This is a genomic window from Bradyrhizobium sp. 23AC (assembly GCF_054863025.1).
This window is the reverse complement of sequence record NZ_JAVAYN010000017.1, coordinates 123,355-143,064: the sequence shown is the minus strand read 5'-3', so window position 1 is coordinate 143,064 and position 19,710 is coordinate 123,355. Positions and strand designations below refer to the sequence as shown.

Here is a 19,710-nt window from a genome sequence, read left to right as displayed (position 1 = left end):
GATGGACACACGCTCGTTCCGGCGATCGCGGCCGGCCAACCCCGTCGGCGATTTGCTGCGCGCCTGGCGCATGCGCCGGGCGTTGAGCCAGGCAGAGCTCGCGTTCGAGGCCGGCATTTCAATCAAGCATCTGAGCTATGTCGAAACCGGCAAGGCGGCCGCGAGCCGGGACATTCTGCTGCAGCTCGCATCCGCTCTCGATTTGTCGCTGCGCGACCGGAACGCGCTGCTCGAGGCCGGCGGCTTCGCCCGGCAATATGGCGAGCGCGACCTCGCCGCGCCCGAGCTTGCCGATGCACGCCGGGCCATCGATCTTCTGCTGCGGCGTCACGAGCCGTTTCCCGCGATCGTCACCGACCGGCGCTGGAACGTCATGCAGGCCAACCGTGCCGCCTCGCGCCTGATGACGATGCTGCTCGGCCCTGAGCGCATGCAGCGGCCGCTCAATCACATGCGCATGTTCCTGGCGCCGAACGAGCTCAAGCCGTTCGTCGAGAACTGGCCCGCGGTGGCCGCGGCTCTGCTGTCGCGTGCGCGCCATGAGGCGATGGCCGCACCGCTCGACGAAGCCCTGCAATCGACATGGCGCGAATTGATGCGGCTGCCGGAGCTGCCCACGCTTGGGATCGAGGACAACGCCGCGCCGGGGCCGCTCTGCGAGGTGCGCCTGCGCAAGGGCGATGCCGGCGTCTCACTGATCGGCGCGGTTCTGACTTTAGGCACGCCGCAGGATGTGACGCTGCAGGAGTTGCGCGTCGAGATGTTCATGCCTGTTGATGCCGCCTCCGAGGCGACGCTGGTCGCGCTTGCGGCTCAGGACGCCTGAGCCTGCGCGGCCTCGCGCCGCTCGAAGCTCATGGCCTGCATCACCTCCGCAAACGGGCCCTTGAGATCGCTCAGTGTCGCCGTGGTGAGGCCGGCGCCATTGGCGCCGACGCGCGTGGCGGCGCGGATCAGGATCCATTCGCTCTCGGGCGGACGGAAGAAGTAGAGGCTGATCTCGGGATTGATGAAGGTCCAGTCGCGCATGTCGACGATCTGCGCGACGCCGCTGGCGAAATCCGCGGCCTGCACCGCCTGCAGCAGCGGCGTGTTCGGTTCGCCCTCGATCAGCGGCGCATCGAGGCGCATCCAGGCCGCCGCCGGGCCCGGCTTCTCCAATGCGCCCTCGATCAGCCGCACCGACACGTTCTGGAAATAACGGCTCCATTTCTGCGCGAAGGCCGGCGGCGGGCTGCCCGCCTCGGGCGCCTTGTCGACCACCATGGGCCTCGCAAAGGGATCGGCGGGAGATTCCCCGCTCGACGCGGTCAGCAGCGCCGTGCAGCGGCCGATCTCGGTCTCGCCGTCCATCAGCCGCACCTGCAAGGTCTTGGCCTTGCGGCCGTCGCGCAGCAATTCGCTGACGGTCCTGAAGGCGCGCAGGCCCGCCGGTCGCCACAGATCAAAGGTCAGGCGTCGCACCGCAAAGCCGGATTCGGTGGCGAGACGCTCGACCTCGCGGGTCATCAGGGCGGTGGTGGCGCTTCCCTGCAGCATGTCCGGAGACCACGGACCGCCGGCATGCTCCGTGGCTCGGAACTGTTGGCCTTCCGGCCTGAAAATGGCGCTCATCGCGGTCTCCCCTCGGACTTGACGGTGGCCGCAAATATCGGGGCGGGGTGCAGCGGTCACAATAACCGCAGAGGTGAAGTCGTGAGCCATGCAGGACCGGCGGCTTGCGCCGCCCCCGGTTCGGCTTATCTTCCGGCGAACCCGTGACTCGCCCGAAGGAGGCGCCTGACATGAGCACGCTGAAACCGCTCCAGATCGATGTCGTCTCCGACGTGGTGTGCCCCTGGTGCTATATCGGCAAGCACCGGATCGAGAGTGCGCTGGCGCTCGTGCCGGACGTTCCGGTCAAGCTCAATTTCCGCCCCTTCTTCCTCAATCCCTGGGTGCCGCGCGAGGGCATCAGCCGTGAGGCCTATCTCACCCAGAAGTTCGGCTCGGTCGAGGCCTATAAGGGCATTGCGGGGCGCGTCGTTGCGGCCGCAAGCGAGGAGGGGCTCCTCTACAAGCCCGAACTGGTGGCGCGGCAGCCCAACACGACCGACTGCCATCGCCTCATCCTGTGGGCGGAAGCGATCGGCAAGGCGCCCGAGATGAAGCAGCGCCTGATGGAGCTGTATTTCCGCGACGGCGGCGATCTCACCGATGTGAACGTTCTGGTGCAGGCGGCCGCCGATATCGGCCTCGACGCCGAGGACGTGCGCCGGCGCCTTGCCACCGACGAAGACGTCGCGCGCGTCTCGGCCGACGCGCAGGAGGCCGCCGAGAAGGGAATCTCCGGCGTGCCGACCTACGTGTTCGCGCAGAAATACGCCGTCTCCGGTGCGCAGGACCCGAACCTGCTCGCGCGCGCCATCCGCCAGGTCTCCGAGGAGATCAACGCGCAGGCGGCGGAATAGGCTTTCGCTTATTTCCGGAGCCGGCGGACCAAGTGTCGCGCGCCCTCGTGCGCGGTATTGAGTCCGGCCAGTGCCGCGTGAATCAGGGCCACGACCGGATCGTGCCGCCGCAGCGGGATCAGCACGTCGCCGACCGCAAAACGCCCGCGCCAGATCGGGTTGATCATGGGGTGATCGGCGCTCGCGGTGGAATCCGCGCTGGCGATGGCGGGATCGGCGCAGAGATGGCGGGTGAGCTCGAGGGTTAGCTGCACGCCCGGCGAATATTTCGCAAAGCGTTCGTCAATGCCGAGCTTGAAGAAGAAAGCGCGGTCCTGATGGCGCAGCACGATGCCCGCGGCCACCGGTGTCGTCCCGGCGCGAAGCATGACGATCTCGCACTGCGCGGTGTCCGCCAGCGCCGGCACGGCGCGGCGGATGAAGGTCGCATCGCCTGCGTGCTGGACCAGCGCGGTGCCGCGCTTGCCTTTCCAGCCGCTGGCTTCGAGTTGCAGGAATGTTTCGAGTGCGGGCCCGATCTCGTCAGGCCGGCGTGCGACGTCGAACGTAACAGGGCCATGCTCTTCGAGGCGATGGCGTTGTCGGCGCAGCTCCTTGAGCTTTTTGGTGCCGAGTCCGTCGCGCAGTAACGTTTCGTCATCCTGCGTCGCATCGAGGCTGGCGCGGATGTAGGAGGAAAGCACGCGCGGCTTCAGGCCGTCGCGGGTCAGGACCTGCTTGAGCGCAGTCATCGCAGCGCCGTCGAGCGCGACGTTGTTGAGCACGAGCGCATGCGCGCCGGCCCCGCGCGCCCGCTGCAACAGTTGCGTGGCCGCCTCGATCGGGGCGTCGCGGTCGATCAGCGGACTGCACAGGGTGCCGTAGGGATGCGCGCTCACCAGCGCGGGCAGGGGAATCTTCAGGGCGCGCCACAGCGAGATCACCGGCATCAGCCCGATCAGCCGCGACGACGTGCCATCGAACGCGGGCAACGCCGAGGCCGAGGTGCGGCCGCGCGCGGTTGCGCTGACGGCGAGCTCCCAGGCGGGCAGGTAATATCCGTTCGGCTCGATCGCCCGCTGCGCGAGCGCGCGCCATTGGCCGGGATCGATCGCAATGAGCGGGACGCGCGCCGCCATGGCATCCCCGGATGCCGGATGGATCGCTGCCTGCTGCGCGATATCGACCACGTCCCCTCGTCCCGTTCACGCGGGCAAATGCCGCGTCGCGTGGCCATGCTTAGCGCAAAGATTGGAAAATACCGTTGGGGCGCGGCTCCAATTCGAACGGTAATGTTAACGTCTCGTTGAGCATCCGTGGCCGGATGCTCAACGCAGACCTTATTTGTCGCCGGGCAGGAAGTGATCACGGGCGCTTGCCCGTCCACCGCTGGCGGTATCGGTGATCGTGACCTCGAGATCGCGCGAGGTCTTCGGCAGATCGGCGGGCCCGACCTGCACCGACAGTCTGACCTCGCGGGTCTGGTCCTGTCCGACCTCGACGACGGGCTTGCCATCGGGAGCGGCTTCGATGCCCGCAACCCGGATGCTCGCGCCGGGCAATCCGGAGACCTCGATCGCAAACGATCGCTGTGCGCCCTTGTTGAGGATGCGCACGATGTAATCGTTGCGCACGCCGCCGTCCGAGAGCTGAACGAACAGAGGATTGCGCTCGTGCAGCACGTTGACGTCCATGGTCGCGCGCGTGGCGAGGGTGTAGACCATGATGCCGCCGACGACGGCAATGGCCGCGGTATAGATCAGCGTGCGTGGGCGAACGATGCGATAGATCGGCGGCTTGCCGTCGCGCCGGCGCTGCATGTTGATGTCGGTGTCGTAGCCGATCAGGCCCTTGGGCCGGCCGATCTCGCGCATAACGTTGTCGCAGGCATCGATGCACAGGCCGCACTGGATGCAGCCGAGCTGGATGCCGTGGCGGATGTCGACGCCGGTCGGGCAGACATTGATGCATTGGTGGCAGTCGACGCAATCGCCGGCGAAATCGCCATGGGCGCGGGCGGCTTCCGCCTTCTTCACCGACATGCGCGGCTCGCCGCGGTCGCGGCGATAGGTGACGTTGAGGGCCCATTCGTCGGTCAATGCCGCCTGGATGCGCGGCCACGGGCACATGTAGATGCACATCTGCTCGCGGGCGTGGCCGGCAAAGACATAGGTTGTCGCGGTCAGGATCCCGATCCAGAGATAGGCGATGAACGGGGCCTGGAAGGTGGCGAGCTCCTTCACCAGCGTCGGCGCGTCGTCGAAATACAGTACCCAGGCGCCGCCGGTCCACCAGGCGATCATGATCCAGAGGAAGTGTTTGAGCGCGACCTTTCGGATGTGGTCGAACGTCCAGTAGCGCTTGTCGCCCTGCATGCGCTCGCGCCGGTCACCTTCGACCCAGCGCTCCACGGCATAGAACAAATCGGTCCACACCGTCTGCGGGCACAAATAGCCGCACCACAGTCGCCCCGCGACTGCGTTCATCAGGAACAGTGCCATCGCTGCGATGATGAGCAGACCTGTGAAGTAATACACCTCCTGCGGCCACAGCTCGATGAAGAAGAAATAGAAGCGGCGATGCGGCAGGTCGATCAGCACCGCCTGGTCGGGCAGGCCAGGACCGCGGTTCCAGCGCACGAACGGCAAGAGATAATAGATCCCGAGCGTGATGCAGAGGATCGCCCATTTGATGCGGCGGAACGGCCCGTGGACCGATTGCGGATAGACCTTCCTGCGCTTCTCGTAGAGAGGTCCTTCGATGAAGGTGTCGTCGGTCATGCCGCGCTCCCGCGTTTGCGCCGGCGAAGTCCTAGGGTGCGCAGAAGAGGCGGTACAGCGTCTCCAGCACCACGCGGACTTCCCGGCTCGCGATGCTGTAGTATATCGTCTGGCCGTCCCGCCTGGGTTTGACCAGGCTCAATGCGCGCATCTTGCCGAGATGCTGCGATAGCGCCGCCGAGGACAGGCCCGCGATCTCGGCGAGTTCGCCGACGGACTTTTCGCCGTCGAGCATGTTGCAGAGAACCAGCAGGCGCTTGGGATTGCCCATGGCGGTGAGGAGGCGGGAGGCCTCTTCGGCTTTCTCCTCCAGAGCGATCAATTCCTGATTGCGGGGCTTGCGATTCATGGTCGGTTTGTATATTAGTATATTCGAAAATAAGAAACAACTTAAATAATGGTGTTCGCCGCCCGTGAAGGGCACTCTCGGGCCGGAGGGTCGAATGGTTGCAACGTCTTTCACACCAATGGCTTCGCTTGTGGGCGGCGTGCTGATCGGCCTGTCAGCCGTTCTGCTGATGTGGGCGAAGGGACGGGTCGCCGGCGTCAGCGGCATCGCGGCACAGTTGTTTCCGCCCTATGAGGACGGCGAGTTCGCCGGTCGGCTCGCCTTCGTCGCGGGTCTTGTCGCCGCGCCCGTGCTGATGCGGCTCGCCACGGGAAGCCTGCCGCCGCAGACGATCGAGGCGGGCACGGCAATCCTGGTTGTCGGCGGCCTGCTCACCGGCTTTGGCTCGGTGTGGGGCAGCGGCTGCACCTCGGGCCACGGCGTCTGCGGCCTGTCCCGGCTCTCCACGCGGTCGCTGGTCGCGACCGTGACCTTCATGGCAGCCGGCATGGCGACCGTCTTCGTGATGCGGCACTGGAGCTGACGCCGATGGCCATTCTCGTTCAATTCGTGATCGGCCTGATCTTCGGTCTCGGCCTGATCGTCTCCGGCATGTCCGACCCGGCGAAGGTTCTGAATTTCCTCGACGTCGGCGGCATTCCGGCCGGGACATGGGATGCGAGCCTTGCCTTCGTGATGGCCGGCGCGGTGGCCGTGACCTTCATCGGCTTCAATCGCGTCCTGCGGCGCGCGCGTCCGTTCTTTGCCGAACGATTTTTCCTCCCGACGCGAAACGATATCGATCTCAGAATCGTCGCAGGTCCGGCGATCTTCGGTATCGGCTGGGGATTGGCCGGCTTCTGTCCGGGGCCGGCGCTGACCGCGCTCGGGTTCGGGTCTTCTTCGGCCTTCATCTTCGTCGCGGCGATGTGTGCCGGCATGGTGCTCGCACGCTTTGTCGCCCACCTGCCGTCGCTGACGCGCTTCGTCGCGCCGGCCGATCCGCTCGAAACCTGAAGTCACTGCAGAGAGTAAAGATCATGGACAAGAACTATCCCGACATCGTCAGGCAAATCTCCGCCAATATGCGTAAGCTGCGGAGCGACATTCCCGAGACGATGAAGGGATTTTCCGCACTCGCCCAGGCCGCCACGCACGAGGGTGCACTGGACAAGAAGACCAAGGAACTCATTGCGCTGGCGCTCGGTGTCGCCGCGCGTTGTGACGGCTGCATCGGCTTTCACACCGAAGCCCTCGTCAAGCTCGGCGCGACGCGTCAGGAGGTCGAGGAGACGCTCGGCATGGCCGTCTACATGGGCGGCGGACCGTCGCTGATGTATGCCGCCGATGCGATCGCGGCCTACGAGCAGTTTCAGCACCAATCGGTCGCCGCCTGATCCGATTCAATCACGTGACGGGACCGGGCGAGTTGTCTCGCCCGGTCCCGCCCATGCTGAATCTATCAACTACCAGCGGTCGCCGACACCGACGCCCACGCTGACGCCGGGTGTCCGGATGCCGACGCCTGCACGCGGACCATCGTCCCAGTCGCGATAGGTGCGTCGCTCATAATAGCGATCGCGCGGCATGGTCGCGTAGGAGTCGCGCACGATCACGCGCGAGCCGCCGCGGGTGCGGTAGCAATTGCCGGCGTCGTCACAGACAAGCCGGACTTCCTGAATGAGATCGGAGTTCGTGTATTCGCTGGTCGAATAGATGTCCGCCGCCTTGGCACCGGTTGCCGCGGCCAGCGCGCCGACACCCGCCAACAGCGCAATCGTAAATGTCTTCATCGTGTCCTCCACCGAAACTGCCCTCGGCGGTAACAAGAAGGGGAGGCGGCGATCGTTCCCGGTTGCGATGCTGGTTTTTCCCGGAACCGGAGCTTTGTTGCGCGGATTCGCTGCTAGATCGGCTCGTAGGTTTCCGTTCCACAGATGTCGTCGGCTTCCGCCCGGCGGCGATCGACCACCTTTCCGCCCGATATCGTCACGATGTAGGTCTGAGCGCCGAGCGAGGTGCCGGTCGCGGAGGTGAGCTGGGCGCGGACGCAGGCGGTCCAGCCTGGCCCGCGCACCTCGCGATGGGGCGAAGCGACGTGCACCTCGCGCGGATAGGAGGTGGTGAGGAAGACGACGTCGATCTGCTCGCGCACCACGCGCTTGACGTCGGGGGCGGGTTCAGGCGGCGGCTGCTCGGTTTCCTTCATGCGCATGAATTCCGGCACTGGCGCGCGGCTGTCGGCAACGCCGCAGGCGCCGAGCGCGAGCGCGCCGGCGAGCAGCGCCGCATGAGCAATGATCCGCAACATCCGTGAAGGTCCCCTGCGGGCCAACAGATAGGCAGGAATGCGATCCGGCGAAGTCCCCGGCGATCAAGTTTTGCTGAAGTGCTGGAACTCGCGGCATTTCATATTCCGGAATTGCAGGCTAAGTTTGTACCCCAGACGAGGGGGATTGCACCAATGAGGATTTTGGTCATAGCGGCTGCGGTCATGGCGCTGACGGTTGCCTCGGCGCAGGCGCAGGGCCGGCGGCCACCCAATGACGGAGCTAAACCGGCGGACAACAAGCCCAAGGTCGACGAGAAAGCCTACAAGGCCGCGCTCGAGCGCATTCCCGAGCCCAAGGACAAGTACGACCCGTGGGGCGGGGCCCGTCCGAGTGAACCCGCCAAGAAGCCGAAATAGGGCGAGGCGAGCGTTGCGGACCGGCCTGCGATTTTCGATCGGGCTCGTTGCGCTGCTGCTGTTTCTCGCGCGGCCAAGCGCGGCCTGGGAGAGTTGGGGCGGCGATGCAGGCGGCTCGCGCTTCTCGCCACTGCAACAGATCACGCCCGACAATGTCGGCAATCTGGTTCGGGCCTTCGAATTCCGCACCGGCGATCTCACGGTGCGCCCGCCGGAGGTGATGCGGCGGACCAAATTCCAGGCAACGCCGCTGTTCGTCGAGGACAGCCTGATCTTCTGCTCGCCCTTCAACGAGGTGATTGCCCTCGATCCCGGCACGGGCGCGCAGAAATGGCGTTACGATCCGAAGATCGCGACCAATCAGCGTCCCGCCAATCGTTACGTCTGCCGCGGCGTAACCCACTGGACCGACGATGAGGCGCCCGCGAATGCCGCCTGTCGATCGCGCATCTTCATGGGCACGAACGACGTCCGCCTGATCGCGCTGGACGCGAAGACGGGAATTCCCTGTGCCGGTTTCGGCAATGCCGGCGAGGTGAAGCTCGATATCGGTATTGCCCTGGAATGGCCCGGCGAGTTCCAGATCACCTCGCCGCCGGCCGTTGGCCGGGATGTCGTCGTGGTCGGCTCCTCGATCTCCGACAACCGACGCGTCGATGCGCCGAGCGGCGTCGTACGTGCGTTCGACGCCCGCACCGGCCGGGCGCGCTGGAGCTTCGAGCCGCTCAAGCGTGACGGCATCGAAGCCGGGCACGCCAATGTCTGGGCGCCGATGTCGGTCGACGCGGGGCGCGGCCTGGTGTTCCTGCCGACGTCCTCGCCGTCGCCGGATTTCTGGGGCGGCAAGCGGCCGGGCAACAACGAGCACGCCAATTCGGTGGTCGCATTGCGCATCGAGACCGGTGAGCTCGCATGGGCATTCCAGACCGTGCATCACGACGTCTGGGATTACGATCTGGCGGCGCAGCCGACGCTCGCGCGCCTCGATGCCGGTGATGGCCAGCGCGACGTCGTGATCCAGCCGACCAAGCAAGGTTTTGTCTTCGTGCTCGACCGCGACAGCGGCAAGCCGGTCTGGCCGGTGGAAGAACGCGCGGTGCCGCAGGGCGGCGCGGAAGGGGAGACGTTGTCGCCGACGCAGCCGTTTCCGACGCATGTGCCGGCACTGACATCACAGGCGATCTCGACCGACGACGCGCTCTCGCTGTTGCCGGAACTGCGCCCCTCGTCCTGCGAGCGCCTGTTCACGGAGGCGCGCAACGAGGGGCTGTTCACGCCGCCTTCCGTGCAGGGCACGCTGGAGTTTCCTTTCACCGGCGGCGGCGTGAACTGGGGCAGCGCGGCCTTCGATCCGGTCCGGCAGATTCTCTACGCCAACACCGGGCGCGCCGTTCATCTCATCAGGCTGATCCCGCGCACGGAGGCTGCCGGATTCAATCCGCCGCCGGGGCATGATTTCGGCCAGCAGCGCGGCGCGCCGTTTGCGATGTCGCGCGCGGTAATGATGTCGCCGCTCGGTCTGCTCTGTAACAAGCCGCCCTGGGGCGAGATGGTTGCGGTCGATCTGAAGGCCGGCAAGATCCTCTGGCGTTCGACCGTCGGGACCACCGAAGACTTGGCACCACTCGGCGCGCCGCTGCCCTGGGGCGCGCCTCTCGTCAACGGACTGGCGGTCACGGCGGGCGGTCTCGTCTTCAGCGGCGCGATGGATGCTTATCTGCGCGCCTTCGATGCGCGAAGCGGCAGGGAGCTGTGGCAGGGACGGCTGCCAGTGCCCGGCGTCGCCAATCCCATGACCTATCTGTGGAAGGGCGAGCAATACGTCGCGATCGGCGCCGGCGGCCACTCCGAAGTCGGCACCTCGATCGGCGATAGCGTGGTCGCGTTCCGCCTGGCGCGGCCCGGCGAAGCGCCGACATTGTGGTCGCGCACCATCGATCGTCCCGGTGGCCGATTTTTCGGGGCATCGGCGGCGATCGGAATCGCAATCGCCGCGCTCGTGATCGCAAGCCTGCGCTGGCGTCGCCGTCGTCGTCGTATCACGCAATCATAATCGTATTGTGGATGCGATGCGAACGTTCGTTCACATCGCGCGCGTTATTGCACGAAGGCGAGGCCGACGCGCTTGTCACTGCGCCAAACTGTGCGACAATTCCGGACGAAATCGTCGCGCGCGATCGATAGCGTGAACGATTGCGGCAATGTGACGGGGGTATCGAGGTCGATCGCCGCGCCGCCCGCTGACATGTTTCGCACGGTGCAGGGGATGCCGCTGCTTTCAAAGGTGATCGTTCCACCCTTGAAAACACGGTGCCGCTGCGCTGAACGCTTCTCGATCATCCGCGTTGGTCCATCATGATGATTGTGAAGTAGTGCATAGAAATTACGTTGAACTAAACTCAATACTGGCGCTACTTGCACAGCGCTTCAGACTTCGTTTACGACGTTGACGCGGAGAATCTCTCCGCCGACTTTCCCCACACGCTCTTCTTTTATGGCGCTACGCGCCGATGGAGATACTGATGAAGACCACGCTTTCGATTTTGCTCGCCGCCGCGTTCTCGCTGTCGTCGATGCCCGCCCACGCCGTCAAGTGGGACCTCTCGACCATGAGCTGCAAGCAGTTCCTCGATAGCGGCGAAGACAACATCCAGGTCGTGCTGACCTGGATGGACGGCTGGTACAAGGGCGACGAGGACAACGCGATCATCGACACCGACCTGTTCATCGAGAACGCCAAGAAGTTCGGTGCCTATTGCGGAAAGAATCCGACCGCCAGCATCGTCACCGCGGCCGACGAAGTGCTCGGAAAATAATCTCGGCAAGTCATGAAGCGTGCAAACCGAAGCGAGGATGCAATCGCGCTTCGGTCTCTTGCTTCGACACGATCGTGATGGAGAGCCGCGGTGCGCTTTGCGCCCACGCGGCTCTCTTCTTTTGAGATGCTGCTCAGCCCGGCAGCATCGCGAACGCGCTCGATACCATTGCGATCGGTTTGTTGTCGGTCGCCGAGAGCAGCGTGACGCGGCCAAAGCTCATGGTGCGCCCGAGCCGCACCACGCGCGCGTCCGCCAGCACGTCCGTTGAGGAGACCGCGCGCATGAAATGCGTGGTCTGGTCGACCGTGGTCATGGGGCGGTAGCCGCGATTGGCCGCGAGGTTCGCGATCACCATCGCGGTGTCGGCGAGCGCCATCAGGGCTTGGCCGCAGACCATGCCGCCGTTCCGGCACAAGCGCTCCGAAAACGGCATGCGCAGGAGTGCGCCGGGCTGCCAGTCCGGCGCATCCGCCGGCTGCACGTGCTCGAGGCGCTCGACCGCGAGATTGAGATCCTGGACCCAGGGCGCAATAATCGCCGAGGATGCGTCTGGCGTCGGAGAGGCCGAATTCGGTGTCTGGCTGCATTTGCATTGCTGGCGGGCTCTCCTGTATTGCCGGATGTTTCGACCCATTGTGCGCGCATCGGCGCGGCAAAGTCACCCGGTCTGGCGCCGGTCCCGTCGGCTTGAAAATGCCTGACTTGGCCCGATATGATGGCTTGCTCGGGGTATGGGTGGATGATGTTGCGTCGGTGTGTCCTCGTCTTTTGTATGGCCGCGCTCGGCCTCGCGCTGAGCGGGTGCACCAAATGCGGTCCGATCTGGGACGACTGGCTGCATGCGCCGAAATCGTGCAGATCGGATCGGCTCTAGCGGGCCTCGGCGGTCGCGACCGGCCGCGACAAGGATGACCAGGCACGGGCGAACCGTGCCTCCATGGATGATCAAGGAGTAGACGATGAAGCTTTTCCGTTTGGCCGCGGTGCTGGCCGTGCTGGCGGGACCTGCCTATGCGCAAATGCCCAATCTGAATTTGCTGCAGGACGCCCCGAGCAAGACCCCCGAGGAGAAGGCGGCGGAAGCCGAGCGTGACAAGGCCTACAAGGAAACGCTGAAGAAGATCCCGGATTCCAAGACCTCCAACGATCCCTGGGGCGGCATGCGCGCCGATCCGCCGAAGCAGCCGGCGGCGCCGAAGGCCTCGGCCGCAACCAGCGCGCCGAAGAAGTCCAAGAGCGGCACGGCCGCCAACTGACGAGCGGCGCGGTCGCCAACTGACCGCAGCTCCGTCCGGGGGCAGCACAACGCCTTTCGGACGGGACTCCTCTTCGTCCCGCCCACGCCCTACATTTGGCTGAGCGTAGCGCGTAGAGGAGGAGGACATGGCCGACCGTCCGCGGGATCTCGCCGAGCGGATGGCGGGCCGGCGCAAGATCGCCGGCAAGCCGGGCCAAACGGTCGGCGACGGCTATCTGCGCGAGACCTTCACGCTGCCGCGCGCGGCGGCGCGGGAAAGGGCGCAGGCCTTCTTCGCCCGCTACCCCAAGGCCGGCTATATGAGCGCGGTCGAGAGCTGGCGCGAGCTGCCCGGCGGCGACATCGAATTCACCATGCGGCGGCTGCCCAGCGCGGATTGAAGCTGCTTGCTAGTCGAGGGTTTCGGCAACGATGCGGATCCGGAACACGGGCTCCTTGGTCTCGTCCAGCAGCTCCATGTGCCATTCGGAATTTTCCTGGAGCTTGCGGGCAATGCCGGCCGTCATGTCGGCGCAGACATTGGTCATCTCTTTCCAGGCCGAATTGCGATCGGCAAATTCCGTCGCCTGATCGGCGCAGCCGGAGTAACTTCCATTCCGGATTCGAAAGAAATACAACGGCATAGCTGGCACCGATCGCGCGCGTGATGGCCTCGTCCCCAGGGCCATGGGCGCGCGCAGTCCAATCCCAAACCACCGTCAGATCAATTCCGGGCGGCTACGGATGATGTTCCGCCGCAACCGCCAGCCGTGGTGCAGCGGCGCAGAAGGCGCCATCCGATGCCGACTTTCATCCGGCCGGTTCAGGCCGCCCGGCCGATCGCTTCAGCTCCCGGTCGATGCGCAGCTGCACGCGCCGAATCGCCAACAGGTCGATTTTCGTCTCGGTCTTGCCGGTCTTGACCTGCTCGCCGATGCGGAACTGCCACTGCCAGATTCCGGGAATCGCCGTCTTGGCGACGGTGAACTCGACGCCCCTGTGATTCATGGCGACCTCCCACGATTCACTCTCCATGACTGCAAACATGTTGGGCGTCCCAATATTCCAGAGACAAGCAGATTTTGTCGGTAAGCCCCGGACAGTTCGGGGATATCTCGAAAGCGCGCCTACGCCGAAACAAGCGAAGCCGGTTCTCGAAAGACGCCGGTCCGTGAGACAGTAAGGCTGTCGCATACCCGTGGTTCTCCGACCATGAACAAAGTTCCTGGGCTGCACCCGACTGCGTCGGTACGCCGAATCGGACGGGCCGCAGGGGCCCCCGCGGAGGGTTACCGGTTTCCGTGCAAGCGGCGGCATATGCCTTGCTTGGTCTGGCGACGGCAAAAACAGCAAGGGCCCGTCAATGCTCGGCATTCCCCGCCGCTACAGTCATTTCGTCTTTGGAATCATCCAGTCCGGACTGACCTCGCTGATCGCGGCGGGGATCGCCAGCCTGCCCGCGGGCAGCGCGATGAGCTTCGTCGGGCACTGGATGGTGTCGTGGCTGATCGCATGGGCCGCGATGTTGCCGATCGTGCTGCTGGCTGCGCCCGCGATCCGCACCTTCTCGCTGCTCCTGACGCAGGAGGAGCGGGACCCGCGAACCGCCCGGCAGGCATGAAAAAACCCCGTCTGGGGAGAGCCAGACGGGGCAAAAAGTTATTGGAGGCTGAGGTGCTGGGCTGCAACACCATAGCCTCATCATCCTAGCCGGCTCCGCTTACGGCAGCCTGACAGGCGACAGATTTCCCGGCCGACCGCCGAGGCCGCAGACTGGCCCCGCACCGGTCCCAATTTCGACATCCGTTCGCACAACTGCGGACACACCCGTCGGCAAGATTCCACAGCGTTCGGCGCAGCCATGGGGGAAACGTGGCACGCCGACCACGGGGTGGCATCATGGATAACGTAGAGCGGTCATTCGCCGCCGCGACAGCGGCTGGCTTCGTGGTGCTGGTGATTGGCCTGGTGCTGCTGGCGCTGCTTTAGGACAGGCGTGCGGGCGACGGCCGTCCCCTGCGCTGATGGGACGGGGCATGCCGCATTCTCAAAACTGGAAAACAACCCCATGCACAGTAGGCGGCATGGAAATTCCGTTGTCCTCTCAGTAACTTAAATTCGGTGTTTAGATACCGTCATCGCGCGCGATGCGGTCTGTGGGCCGTTCAAATCGACTCGACTGGGGCTGCCGACAGCTTGCGGTGATGGGGCGACCGCTTCCGGCCAGCCGTATCGCCGGCGCGCTCTTGTCAGCTTGGGAAGCCCCCGGTTGGGTCTAGTGGATCTTGATTTCGTTCAGGGGAAGGTGGAGCTCGGCGGCGCGCTCTTGGCGGTCCTTCTTGCGGAATTCGTTTTCCTGGCGCTCGAACTTCATCAGCTCCTCATGCGCCGCCTCCAGCAGGGGATTGCGCCTGATCGTATCGCGGTCCGTGTTGTCCGTCATGACTGAGGTCCCCAGAGTTGCGGTCCCATCTTGGAGAAGGCCCGAGACCGCGAAAAGGTTCGGTGCCGCAGGATTGCGGAATTCTGACGGCGGCCGGGCCATGCGTCTTTGATGCGCGTCAGTTTCGGCCGGGGAAGGACGTTGGGCAGCCCTGTTATTTTGGCGGTTGCAGCCCGGGGGGTATGACCCAGTCGTGCAGATGATTGGCGACGTCGGCCTGACGGGCCTTCTTGAGCAGAGCGTCCCGCTCGGGCCCGGGTGGAAGCCTGGAGGCCTGTTCCTCGACCTGTTTCACCCATGCGGAGAGTCGGTCTTGAAGCGTCAGCTGCTGCTTGAAACGTCGCCGCTTGGACATGGCGCGCTCCTTTCCGTGTGAGGAAGGCGGGAGCGCAATCGGCGTTCTCATCACCGATAGTGGCCACGGTTCGTGCGGTGATGGCCCATTAAGGACAATTAACGGGAGCCGCGTCTGTGCAGTTGTGTGCACAACGCGAATGGGGAGGGGGACGTGGAGATGCTCACTGACAAACCCCCAAATCCGCAAAAGAACATATTGCGAACCTAGAACAAATGGGGTACGCTACTTTTATCGACGAGCCGCCTCGCCAATCGTTTGTCCCTCACGCGAATCCTCGCCATAAGGAGCACGACCCAATGTCCGCCACTGCCCTGCGTATCGTCGAAGGATCTTCCATGGACAAGAGTAAAGCTCTGGCCGCCGCGCTCTCCCAGATCGAGCGCCAGTTCGGCAAGGGCTCGGTGATGAAGCTCGGCAAGAACGACCGGTCCATGGACATTGAGGCGGTGTCGTCAGGCTCGCTCGGGCTCGATATCGCGCTCGGCATCGGCGGCCTGCCCAAGGGACGCATCGTCGAGATCTACGGGCCGGAATCGTCGGGCAAGACCACGCTGGCGCTGCACACGGTGGCGGAAGCGCAGAAGAAGGGCGGCATCTGCGCCTTCATCGACGCCGAGCACGCGCTCGACCCGGTCTATGCCCGCAAGCTCGGCGTCAATATCGACGAGCTCCTGATCTCGCAGCCCGATACCGGCGAGCAGGCGCTGGAAATCTGCGACACGCTGGTGCGCTCGGGTGCGGTCGACGTCATGGTGATCGATTCGGTCGCCGCGCTGGTGCCGAAGGCCGAGCTCGAGGGCGAGATGGGTGATGCGCTGCCGGGTCTGCAGGCGCGTCTGATGAGCCAGGCGCTGCGCAAGCTGACCGCCTCCATCAACAAGTCCAACACCATGGTGATCTTCATCAACCAGATCCGCATGAAGATCGGCGTGATGTACGGCTCGCCGGAAACCACGACCGGCGGCAACGCGCTGAAGTTCTACGCCTCCGTCCGGCTCGACATCCGCCGCATCGGCGCGATTAAGGAGCGCGACGAAGTGGTCGGCAACACCACGCGCGTGAAGGTGGTGAAGAACAAGCTGGCGCCGCCCTTCAAGCAGGTCGAGTTTGACATCATGTACGGCGAGGGCGTCTCCAAGATGGGCGAGATCCTCGATCTCGGCGTCAAGGCCGGCATCGTCGAGAAGTCTGGCGCCTGGTTCTCCTATGACAGCCAGCGCCTCGGCCAAGGCCGCGAGAACTCGAAAGCGTTCCTGAAGGCCAACCCCGACATCACCGCCAAGATCGAGACCTCGATCCGCCAGAACTCCGGCCTGATCTCCGAGCAGATTTTGGCCGGCACGCCCGAGAGCGACGCCGACGGCGAGGAGCCGGCGGACGAGTAAGACCTAACGCGAAAGTTTTTCGCGAGGAGCGGGCGCTGAAGACGTTGAGTTGCCGACGTCGTCAGTGCCCGTTTCGTTTTGGGTGAGGGTGAGGGTGGGGCGCGCCGACGATGAAACGGATAATTCTGACCAGTTCGTCCGAGGAGAGTCGCTCGTTGATCGCGCTTTAGGTCAGGAGCCGTAGGGTGGGCAAAGGCGCGTAAGCGCCGTGCCCACGATCTTTCACGTCATGCAAAGGTGGTGGGCACCTTCGCTTTGCCCACGCTACGAGACCTCCGTTGTGTCTTACTCCGCGGCTTCCGCGTAATCGCTCACCGGCGGGCAGGAGCACACCAGGTTGCGATCGCCGTAGACGTTGTCGACGCGGCCCACGGGGCACCAATATTTGTCGGTGCGCGAAGTGCCGGCGGGAAAGCAGCCCTCAGTGCGGGTGTAGGCGCGCTTCCAATCATCGTCGGCGATGTCGTGAACGGTGTGCGGAGCGTGGCGCAGCGGTGAGGCCTCGATCTTGAAACGGCCGGCTTCGACCTCGGCGATTTCTTTCCGGATCGCGATCATGGCATCACAAAAACGATCCAGCTCGGCCTTCGACTCCGATTCGGTCGGCTCGATCATCAGCGTGCCCGGCACCGGGAAGCTCATGGTCGGCGCGTGGAAGCCGTAATCGATCAGGCGCTTGGCGATGTCGTCGACGGTGACGCCGCTCGTATTCTTCAGCGGACGGGGATCGACGATGCACTCATGGGCGACGCGGCCCTTGGCGTTCTTGTAGAGCACCGGGAAATGCGGATCGAGGCGCGCGGCGATGTAATTGGCGTTGAGGATCGCGATCTCGGTGGCACGCTTCAGGCCTTCACCGCCCATCATCAGGATGTAGATGTAGGAGATGGTGAGGATCGAGGCCGAACCGAACGGCGCGGCCGAGACCGGGCCGACCGGTGCGTCGCCTTGGGTCGCCGGATGACGATTTTCAGGATGACTTGGCAGGAACGGCGTCAGATGCGCCTTCACGCCGATCGGGCCCATGCCGGGGCCGCCGCCGCCATGCGGGATGCAGAAGGTCTTGTGCAGATTGAGATGGCTGACATCGGCGCCGTAATCGCCGGGCCTGCTAAGGCCGACCTGCGCGTTGAGGTTGGCGCCGTCCAGATACACCTGGCCGCCATGGCCGTGCACGATGTCGCAGATCTCGCGGATGTGCTCCTCGAACACGCCGTGCGTCGAGGGATAGGTGATCATGACCGCAGCGAGATCCTTGGAATGCTTCTCGGCCTTGGCGCGGAGATCATTGACGTCGACGTCGCCGTTCTTCTCGCAGGCGACCACCACCACGTCCATGCCGACCATCGCGGCCGAAGCCGGGTTGGTGCCGTGGGCGGAGGAGGGGATCAGGCAGATCTTGCGATGCGTCTCGCCACGCGCGGCATGGTAGCCCCGGATGGCAAGAAGTCCGGCGTATTCGCCCTGCGCGCCCGAATTCGGCTGCAGCGAGATCGCGTCATAGCCGGTGATGTCGCACAGCCATTTTTCCAGGCGCGCGAACAGCGCGTGATAGCCCTTGGCCTGCTCCCGCGGGACGAACGGATGCAGCGAGCCGAACTCCGGCCAGGTCAGCGGCATCATCTCGGTGGTCGCGTTCAGCTTCATGGTGCACGAACCGAGCGGGATCATCGCGCGGTCGAGCGCGAGGTCGCGGTCACTGAGCTTGCGCATGTAGCGCAGCATCTCGGTCTCCGAGCGATGCGCGTGGAAGACGGGATGGGTGAGGAAGGAGGTCGCGCGCTTCAGCGCCTCCGGCAGCGCCTCGCGCGTGGTCGCCTCTAACTCGGCATAGGCGAGCTTGCCGCCGAAGGCGCGCCAGACCGCTTCGACCGTCGCGGGCGTCGTGGTCTCGTCGAGCGCGATGCGCAAGCTGGTGGCGCCGACGCCGAGATTGATCTTCTCGGCCGCCGCGCGTGCGACGATTTCGGCGCGCTTGGCGCCGGCATCGACGCTGATCGTGTCGAAGAAGTCTTCGCTATCAGGCGCGAAGCCGAGCTTGCGCAGGCCGCTCGCGAGCACGGCGGCGCGGCGATGCACATTGCGGGCGATCTGGGTCAGGCCTTCGGGGCCGTGATAGACCGCATACATCGAGGCGATCACGGCCAGCAGCACCTGCGCGGTGCAGATGTTCGAGGTCGCCTTCTCGCGGCGGATGTGCTGCTCGCGGGTCTGCAACGCGAGGCGATAGGCCGGCATCCCGCGGGAATCCACGGAGAGGCCGACGATGCGGCCGGGCAGCGAGCGCTTCAGCGCATCGCGCACCGCCATATAGGCCGCGTGCGGTCCGCCATAACCCATCGGCACGCCAAAACGCTGCGCCGAGCCGATCGCGATGTCGGCGCCGAGCTCGCCGGGCGAGGCGAGCAGCGTCAGGGCCAGCAGATCGGCGGCAACGATCGCGAGCGCGCCCTTGGCCTTTAGTGTTGCGATCGCGGGCCTGAGGTCGCGCACCGCGCCCGAAGAGCCCGGATATTGCAGCAGCGCGCCGAGCACGTCACTCCCAGTGAGATCGGTGAGGGGATCGCCGACGATCAGGGTCCAGCCCAGCGGCTCGGCGCGGGTGCGCATCACAGCCAGCGTCTGCGGATGCACGTCCTTGTCGACGAAGAAGGCTTGCGCCTTCACCTGCGAATGCCGCTCCGCGAGCGCCATCGCTTCCGCCGCGGCGGTGGCCTCGTCGAGCAGCGAGGCGTTGGCGACGTCGAGCCCGGTGAGGTCGCAGATCATGGTCTGGAAGTTGAGCAGCGCCTCCAGCCGGCCCTGGCTGATCTCGGGCTGGTAGGGCGTGTACGCCGTGTACCAGGCCGGATTCTCCAGGATGTTGCGCTGGATCACCGCGGGCAAAATCGTTCCGGAATAGCCTTGGCCGATCAGCGAGGTGAAGACCTGGTTCTGGGCTGCGAGCTCGCCCATATGCGCGATCGCCTCGGTCTCGCTGAGCGGCTTGCCGAGATCGAGCGGGGCGGCCTGCCGGATCGAGGCCGGCAGCGTCTCCGCCATCAGGGCGTCGACGCTTCTAGCGCCGACGGCCTCGAGCATCGCGGTGACATCGCGGGAGGACGGGCCGATGTGGCGGCGAACGAAGCTTGCGGTGTCGCCGTTGGATTTGCGGTGCGCGGTCATCATGGGTCCTCGCTTAAATCATCTGTCGGTGTCATGCCCCGCCTTGTGCGCAATTGCGCACTGGGGCGGGGCATCCG

At 65.0% G+C, this 19,710-nt stretch carries 24 protein-coding genes and 1 pseudogene; 12 read left to right on the top strand and 13 right to left on the bottom strand.

Translation table 11 applies throughout. The features are described 5' to 3' along the window. The first annotated feature begins 1 nt into the window (after window position 1). The gene (locus tag RAD10_RS30975) at window positions 2-826 is read left to right on the top strand and encodes a helix-turn-helix domain-containing protein (RefSeq protein WP_461620467.1); all 825 of its coding nucleotides are present in this window, start codon (window positions 2-4) and stop codon (window positions 824-826) included. On the opposite strand, the gene RAD10_RS30970 is transcribed toward RAD10_RS30975, so the two are convergent. Next, a complete protein-coding gene (locus tag RAD10_RS30970) occupies window positions 814-1,614 on the bottom strand; it encodes a thioesterase family protein (protein WP_461620466.1) in 801 nt (266 codons plus the stop codon). The genes RAD10_RS30975 and RAD10_RS30970 overlap by 13 nt on opposite strands. Before the next feature lie 170 nt (window positions 1,615-1,784). Between RAD10_RS30970 and RAD10_RS30965 the strand changes: the two genes are divergently transcribed. Beyond that, window positions 1,785-2,450, top strand: coding sequence for a DsbA family oxidoreductase (locus RAD10_RS30965; protein ID WP_461620465.1), 666 nt, complete (start codon window positions 1,785-1,787; stop codon window positions 2,448-2,450). Window positions 2,451-2,458: 8 nt separating this feature from the next. Here the strand turns inward: RAD10_RS30965 and RAD10_RS30960 are convergent, their stop codons facing one another. From RAD10_RS30960 to RAD10_RS30950, 3 genes are all read right to left on the bottom strand, one after another. Beyond that, complete coding sequence (locus RAD10_RS30960) at window positions 2,459-3,619, bottom strand: GNAT family N-acetyltransferase (protein WP_461620464.1); 1,161 nt, start codon at window positions 3,617-3,619, stop codon at window positions 2,459-2,461. A 150-nt stretch (window positions 3,620-3,769) separates the two neighbouring features. Further along, entirely contained in the window at window positions 3,770-5,209 is a 1,440-nt protein-coding gene (ccoG, locus tag RAD10_RS30955) for a cytochrome c oxidase accessory protein CcoG (protein WP_461620463.1), read from the bottom strand. A 31-nt stretch (window positions 5,210-5,240) separates the two neighbouring features. After that, entirely contained in the window at window positions 5,241-5,558 is a 318-nt protein-coding gene (locus RAD10_RS30950; RefSeq protein WP_461620462.1) for an ArsR/SmtB family transcription factor, read from the bottom strand. Window positions 5,559-5,652: 94 nt separating this feature from the next. Here RAD10_RS30950 and RAD10_RS30945 point away from each other — a divergent pair, with 94 nt between their 5' ends. The 3 genes from RAD10_RS30945 to RAD10_RS30935 are packed head-to-tail and all read left to right on the top strand — an operon-like array spanning window position 5,653 to window position 6,934. Next, on the top strand, window positions 5,653-6,081 hold the full coding sequence (locus RAD10_RS30945) for a YeeE/YedE family protein (protein ID WP_461620461.1): 429 nt from the start codon (window positions 5,653-5,655) through the stop codon (window positions 6,079-6,081). A gap of 5 nt (window positions 6,082-6,086) precedes the next feature. Beyond that, the gene (locus tag RAD10_RS30940) at window positions 6,087-6,554 is read left to right on the top strand and encodes a DUF6691 family protein (RefSeq protein ID WP_461620460.1); all 468 of its coding nucleotides are present in this window, start codon (window positions 6,087-6,089) and stop codon (window positions 6,552-6,554) included. Between the two features lie 23 nt (window positions 6,555-6,577). Next, the gene (locus tag RAD10_RS30935) at window positions 6,578-6,934 is read left to right on the top strand and encodes a carboxymuconolactone decarboxylase family protein (protein WP_461620459.1); all 357 of its coding nucleotides are present in this window, start codon (window positions 6,578-6,580) and stop codon (window positions 6,932-6,934) included. A gap of 69 nt (window positions 6,935-7,003) precedes the next feature. On the opposite strand, the gene RAD10_RS30930 is transcribed toward RAD10_RS30935, so the two are convergent. Together RAD10_RS30930 and RAD10_RS30925 are read right to left on the bottom strand one after the other, a co-directional pair. Beyond that, the gene (locus RAD10_RS30930) at window positions 7,004-7,330 is read right to left on the bottom strand and encodes a hypothetical protein (protein ID WP_091965516.1); all 327 of its coding nucleotides are present in this window, start codon (window positions 7,328-7,330) and stop codon (window positions 7,004-7,006) included. Between the two features lie 113 nt (window positions 7,331-7,443). Then, complete coding sequence (locus RAD10_RS30925; RefSeq protein ID WP_461620458.1) at window positions 7,444-7,848, bottom strand: hypothetical protein; 405 nt, start codon at window positions 7,846-7,848, stop codon at window positions 7,444-7,446. 153 nt (window positions 7,849-8,001) lie between these two features. On the opposite strand from RAD10_RS30925, the gene RAD10_RS30920 reads away from it, so the two are divergent. Both RAD10_RS30920 and RAD10_RS30915 read left to right on the top strand, forming a co-directional pair. After that, entirely contained in the window at window positions 8,002-8,226 is a 225-nt protein-coding gene (locus tag RAD10_RS30920; protein WP_028142807.1) for a hypothetical protein, read from the top strand. Between the two features lie 13 nt (window positions 8,227-8,239). After that, entirely contained in the window at window positions 8,240-10,279 is a 2,040-nt protein-coding gene (locus RAD10_RS30915; RefSeq protein ID WP_461620457.1) for a pyrroloquinoline quinone-dependent dehydrogenase, read from the top strand. A 44-nt stretch (window positions 10,280-10,323) separates the two neighbouring features. On the opposite strand, the gene RAD10_RS30910 is transcribed toward RAD10_RS30915, so the two are convergent. Further along, window positions 10,324-10,566: a PilZ domain-containing protein gene (locus tag RAD10_RS30910; protein WP_461620456.1), complete on the bottom strand. Its 243-nt coding sequence runs from the start codon at window positions 10,564-10,566 to the stop codon at window positions 10,324-10,326. Between the two features lie 182 nt (window positions 10,567-10,748). Here RAD10_RS30910 and RAD10_RS30905 point away from each other — a divergent pair, with 182 nt between their 5' ends. After that, window positions 10,749-11,042, top strand: a complete 294-nt coding sequence (locus RAD10_RS30905) for an HdeA family protein (RefSeq protein WP_461620455.1) — start codon at window positions 10,749-10,751, stop codon at window positions 11,040-11,042. Window positions 11,043-11,175: 133 nt separating this feature from the next. On the opposite strand, the pseudogene RAD10_RS30900 reads toward RAD10_RS30905, so the two are convergent. Continuing rightward, window positions 11,176-11,638, bottom strand: a pseudogene (locus RAD10_RS30900) (PaaI family thioesterase). 366 nt (window positions 11,639-12,004) lie between these two features. On the opposite strand from RAD10_RS30900, the gene RAD10_RS30895 reads away from it, so the two are divergent. Both RAD10_RS30895 and RAD10_RS30890 read left to right on the top strand, forming a co-directional pair. Next, the gene (locus tag RAD10_RS30895; protein ID WP_091965475.1) at window positions 12,005-12,301 is read left to right on the top strand and encodes a hypothetical protein; all 297 of its coding nucleotides are present in this window, start codon (window positions 12,005-12,007) and stop codon (window positions 12,299-12,301) included. A 127-nt stretch (window positions 12,302-12,428) separates the two neighbouring features. Further along, window positions 12,429-12,683 (top strand): hypothetical protein, encoded by a 255-nt coding sequence (locus RAD10_RS30890; RefSeq protein WP_461620454.1) that lies wholly within the window; start codon window positions 12,429-12,431, stop codon window positions 12,681-12,683. 9 nt (window positions 12,684-12,692) lie between these two features. Here the strand turns inward: RAD10_RS30890 and RAD10_RS30885 are convergent, their stop codons facing one another. Together RAD10_RS30885 and RAD10_RS30880 are read right to left on the bottom strand one after the other, a co-directional pair. Then, on the bottom strand, window positions 12,693-12,926 hold the full coding sequence (locus tag RAD10_RS30885) for a DUF6894 family protein (RefSeq protein WP_028142812.1): 234 nt from the start codon (window positions 12,924-12,926) through the stop codon (window positions 12,693-12,695). Window positions 12,927-13,092: 166 nt separating this feature from the next. Beyond that, window positions 13,093-13,290 (bottom strand): hypothetical protein, encoded by a 198-nt coding sequence (locus tag RAD10_RS30880; RefSeq protein WP_461620453.1) that lies wholly within the window; start codon window positions 13,288-13,290, stop codon window positions 13,093-13,095. 355 nt (window positions 13,291-13,645) lie between these two features. On the opposite strand from RAD10_RS30880, the gene RAD10_RS30875 reads away from it, so the two are divergent. Then, on the top strand, window positions 13,646-13,903 hold the full coding sequence (locus RAD10_RS30875) for a DUF2798 domain-containing protein (RefSeq protein WP_461620452.1): 258 nt from the start codon (window positions 13,646-13,648) through the stop codon (window positions 13,901-13,903). A gap of 654 nt (window positions 13,904-14,557) precedes the next feature. Here RAD10_RS30875 and RAD10_RS30870 read toward each other — a convergent pair. Together RAD10_RS30870 and RAD10_RS30865 are read right to left on the bottom strand one after the other, a co-directional pair. After that, on the bottom strand, window positions 14,558-14,725 hold the full coding sequence (locus RAD10_RS30870; RefSeq protein WP_461620451.1) for a hypothetical protein: 168 nt from the start codon (window positions 14,723-14,725) through the stop codon (window positions 14,558-14,560). Window positions 14,726-14,879: 154 nt separating this feature from the next. Further along, a complete protein-coding gene (locus RAD10_RS30865) occupies window positions 14,880-15,080 on the bottom strand; it encodes a hypothetical protein (RefSeq protein WP_461620450.1) in 201 nt (66 codons plus the stop codon). A 299-nt stretch (window positions 15,081-15,379) separates the two neighbouring features. Here RAD10_RS30865 and recA point away from each other — a divergent pair, with 299 nt between their 5' ends. Beyond that, a complete protein-coding gene (gene recA / locus RAD10_RS30860) occupies window positions 15,380-16,468 on the top strand; it encodes a recombinase RecA (protein WP_254142665.1) in 1,089 nt (362 codons plus the stop codon). Between the two features lie 285 nt (window positions 16,469-16,753). Here the strand turns inward: recA and gcvP are convergent, their stop codons facing one another. Next, on the bottom strand, window positions 16,754-19,633 hold the full coding sequence (gcvP, locus tag RAD10_RS30855; protein WP_461620509.1) for an aminomethyl-transferring glycine dehydrogenase: 2,880 nt from the start codon (window positions 19,631-19,633) through the stop codon (window positions 16,754-16,756). Window positions 19,634-19,710 lie beyond the last annotated feature (77 nt).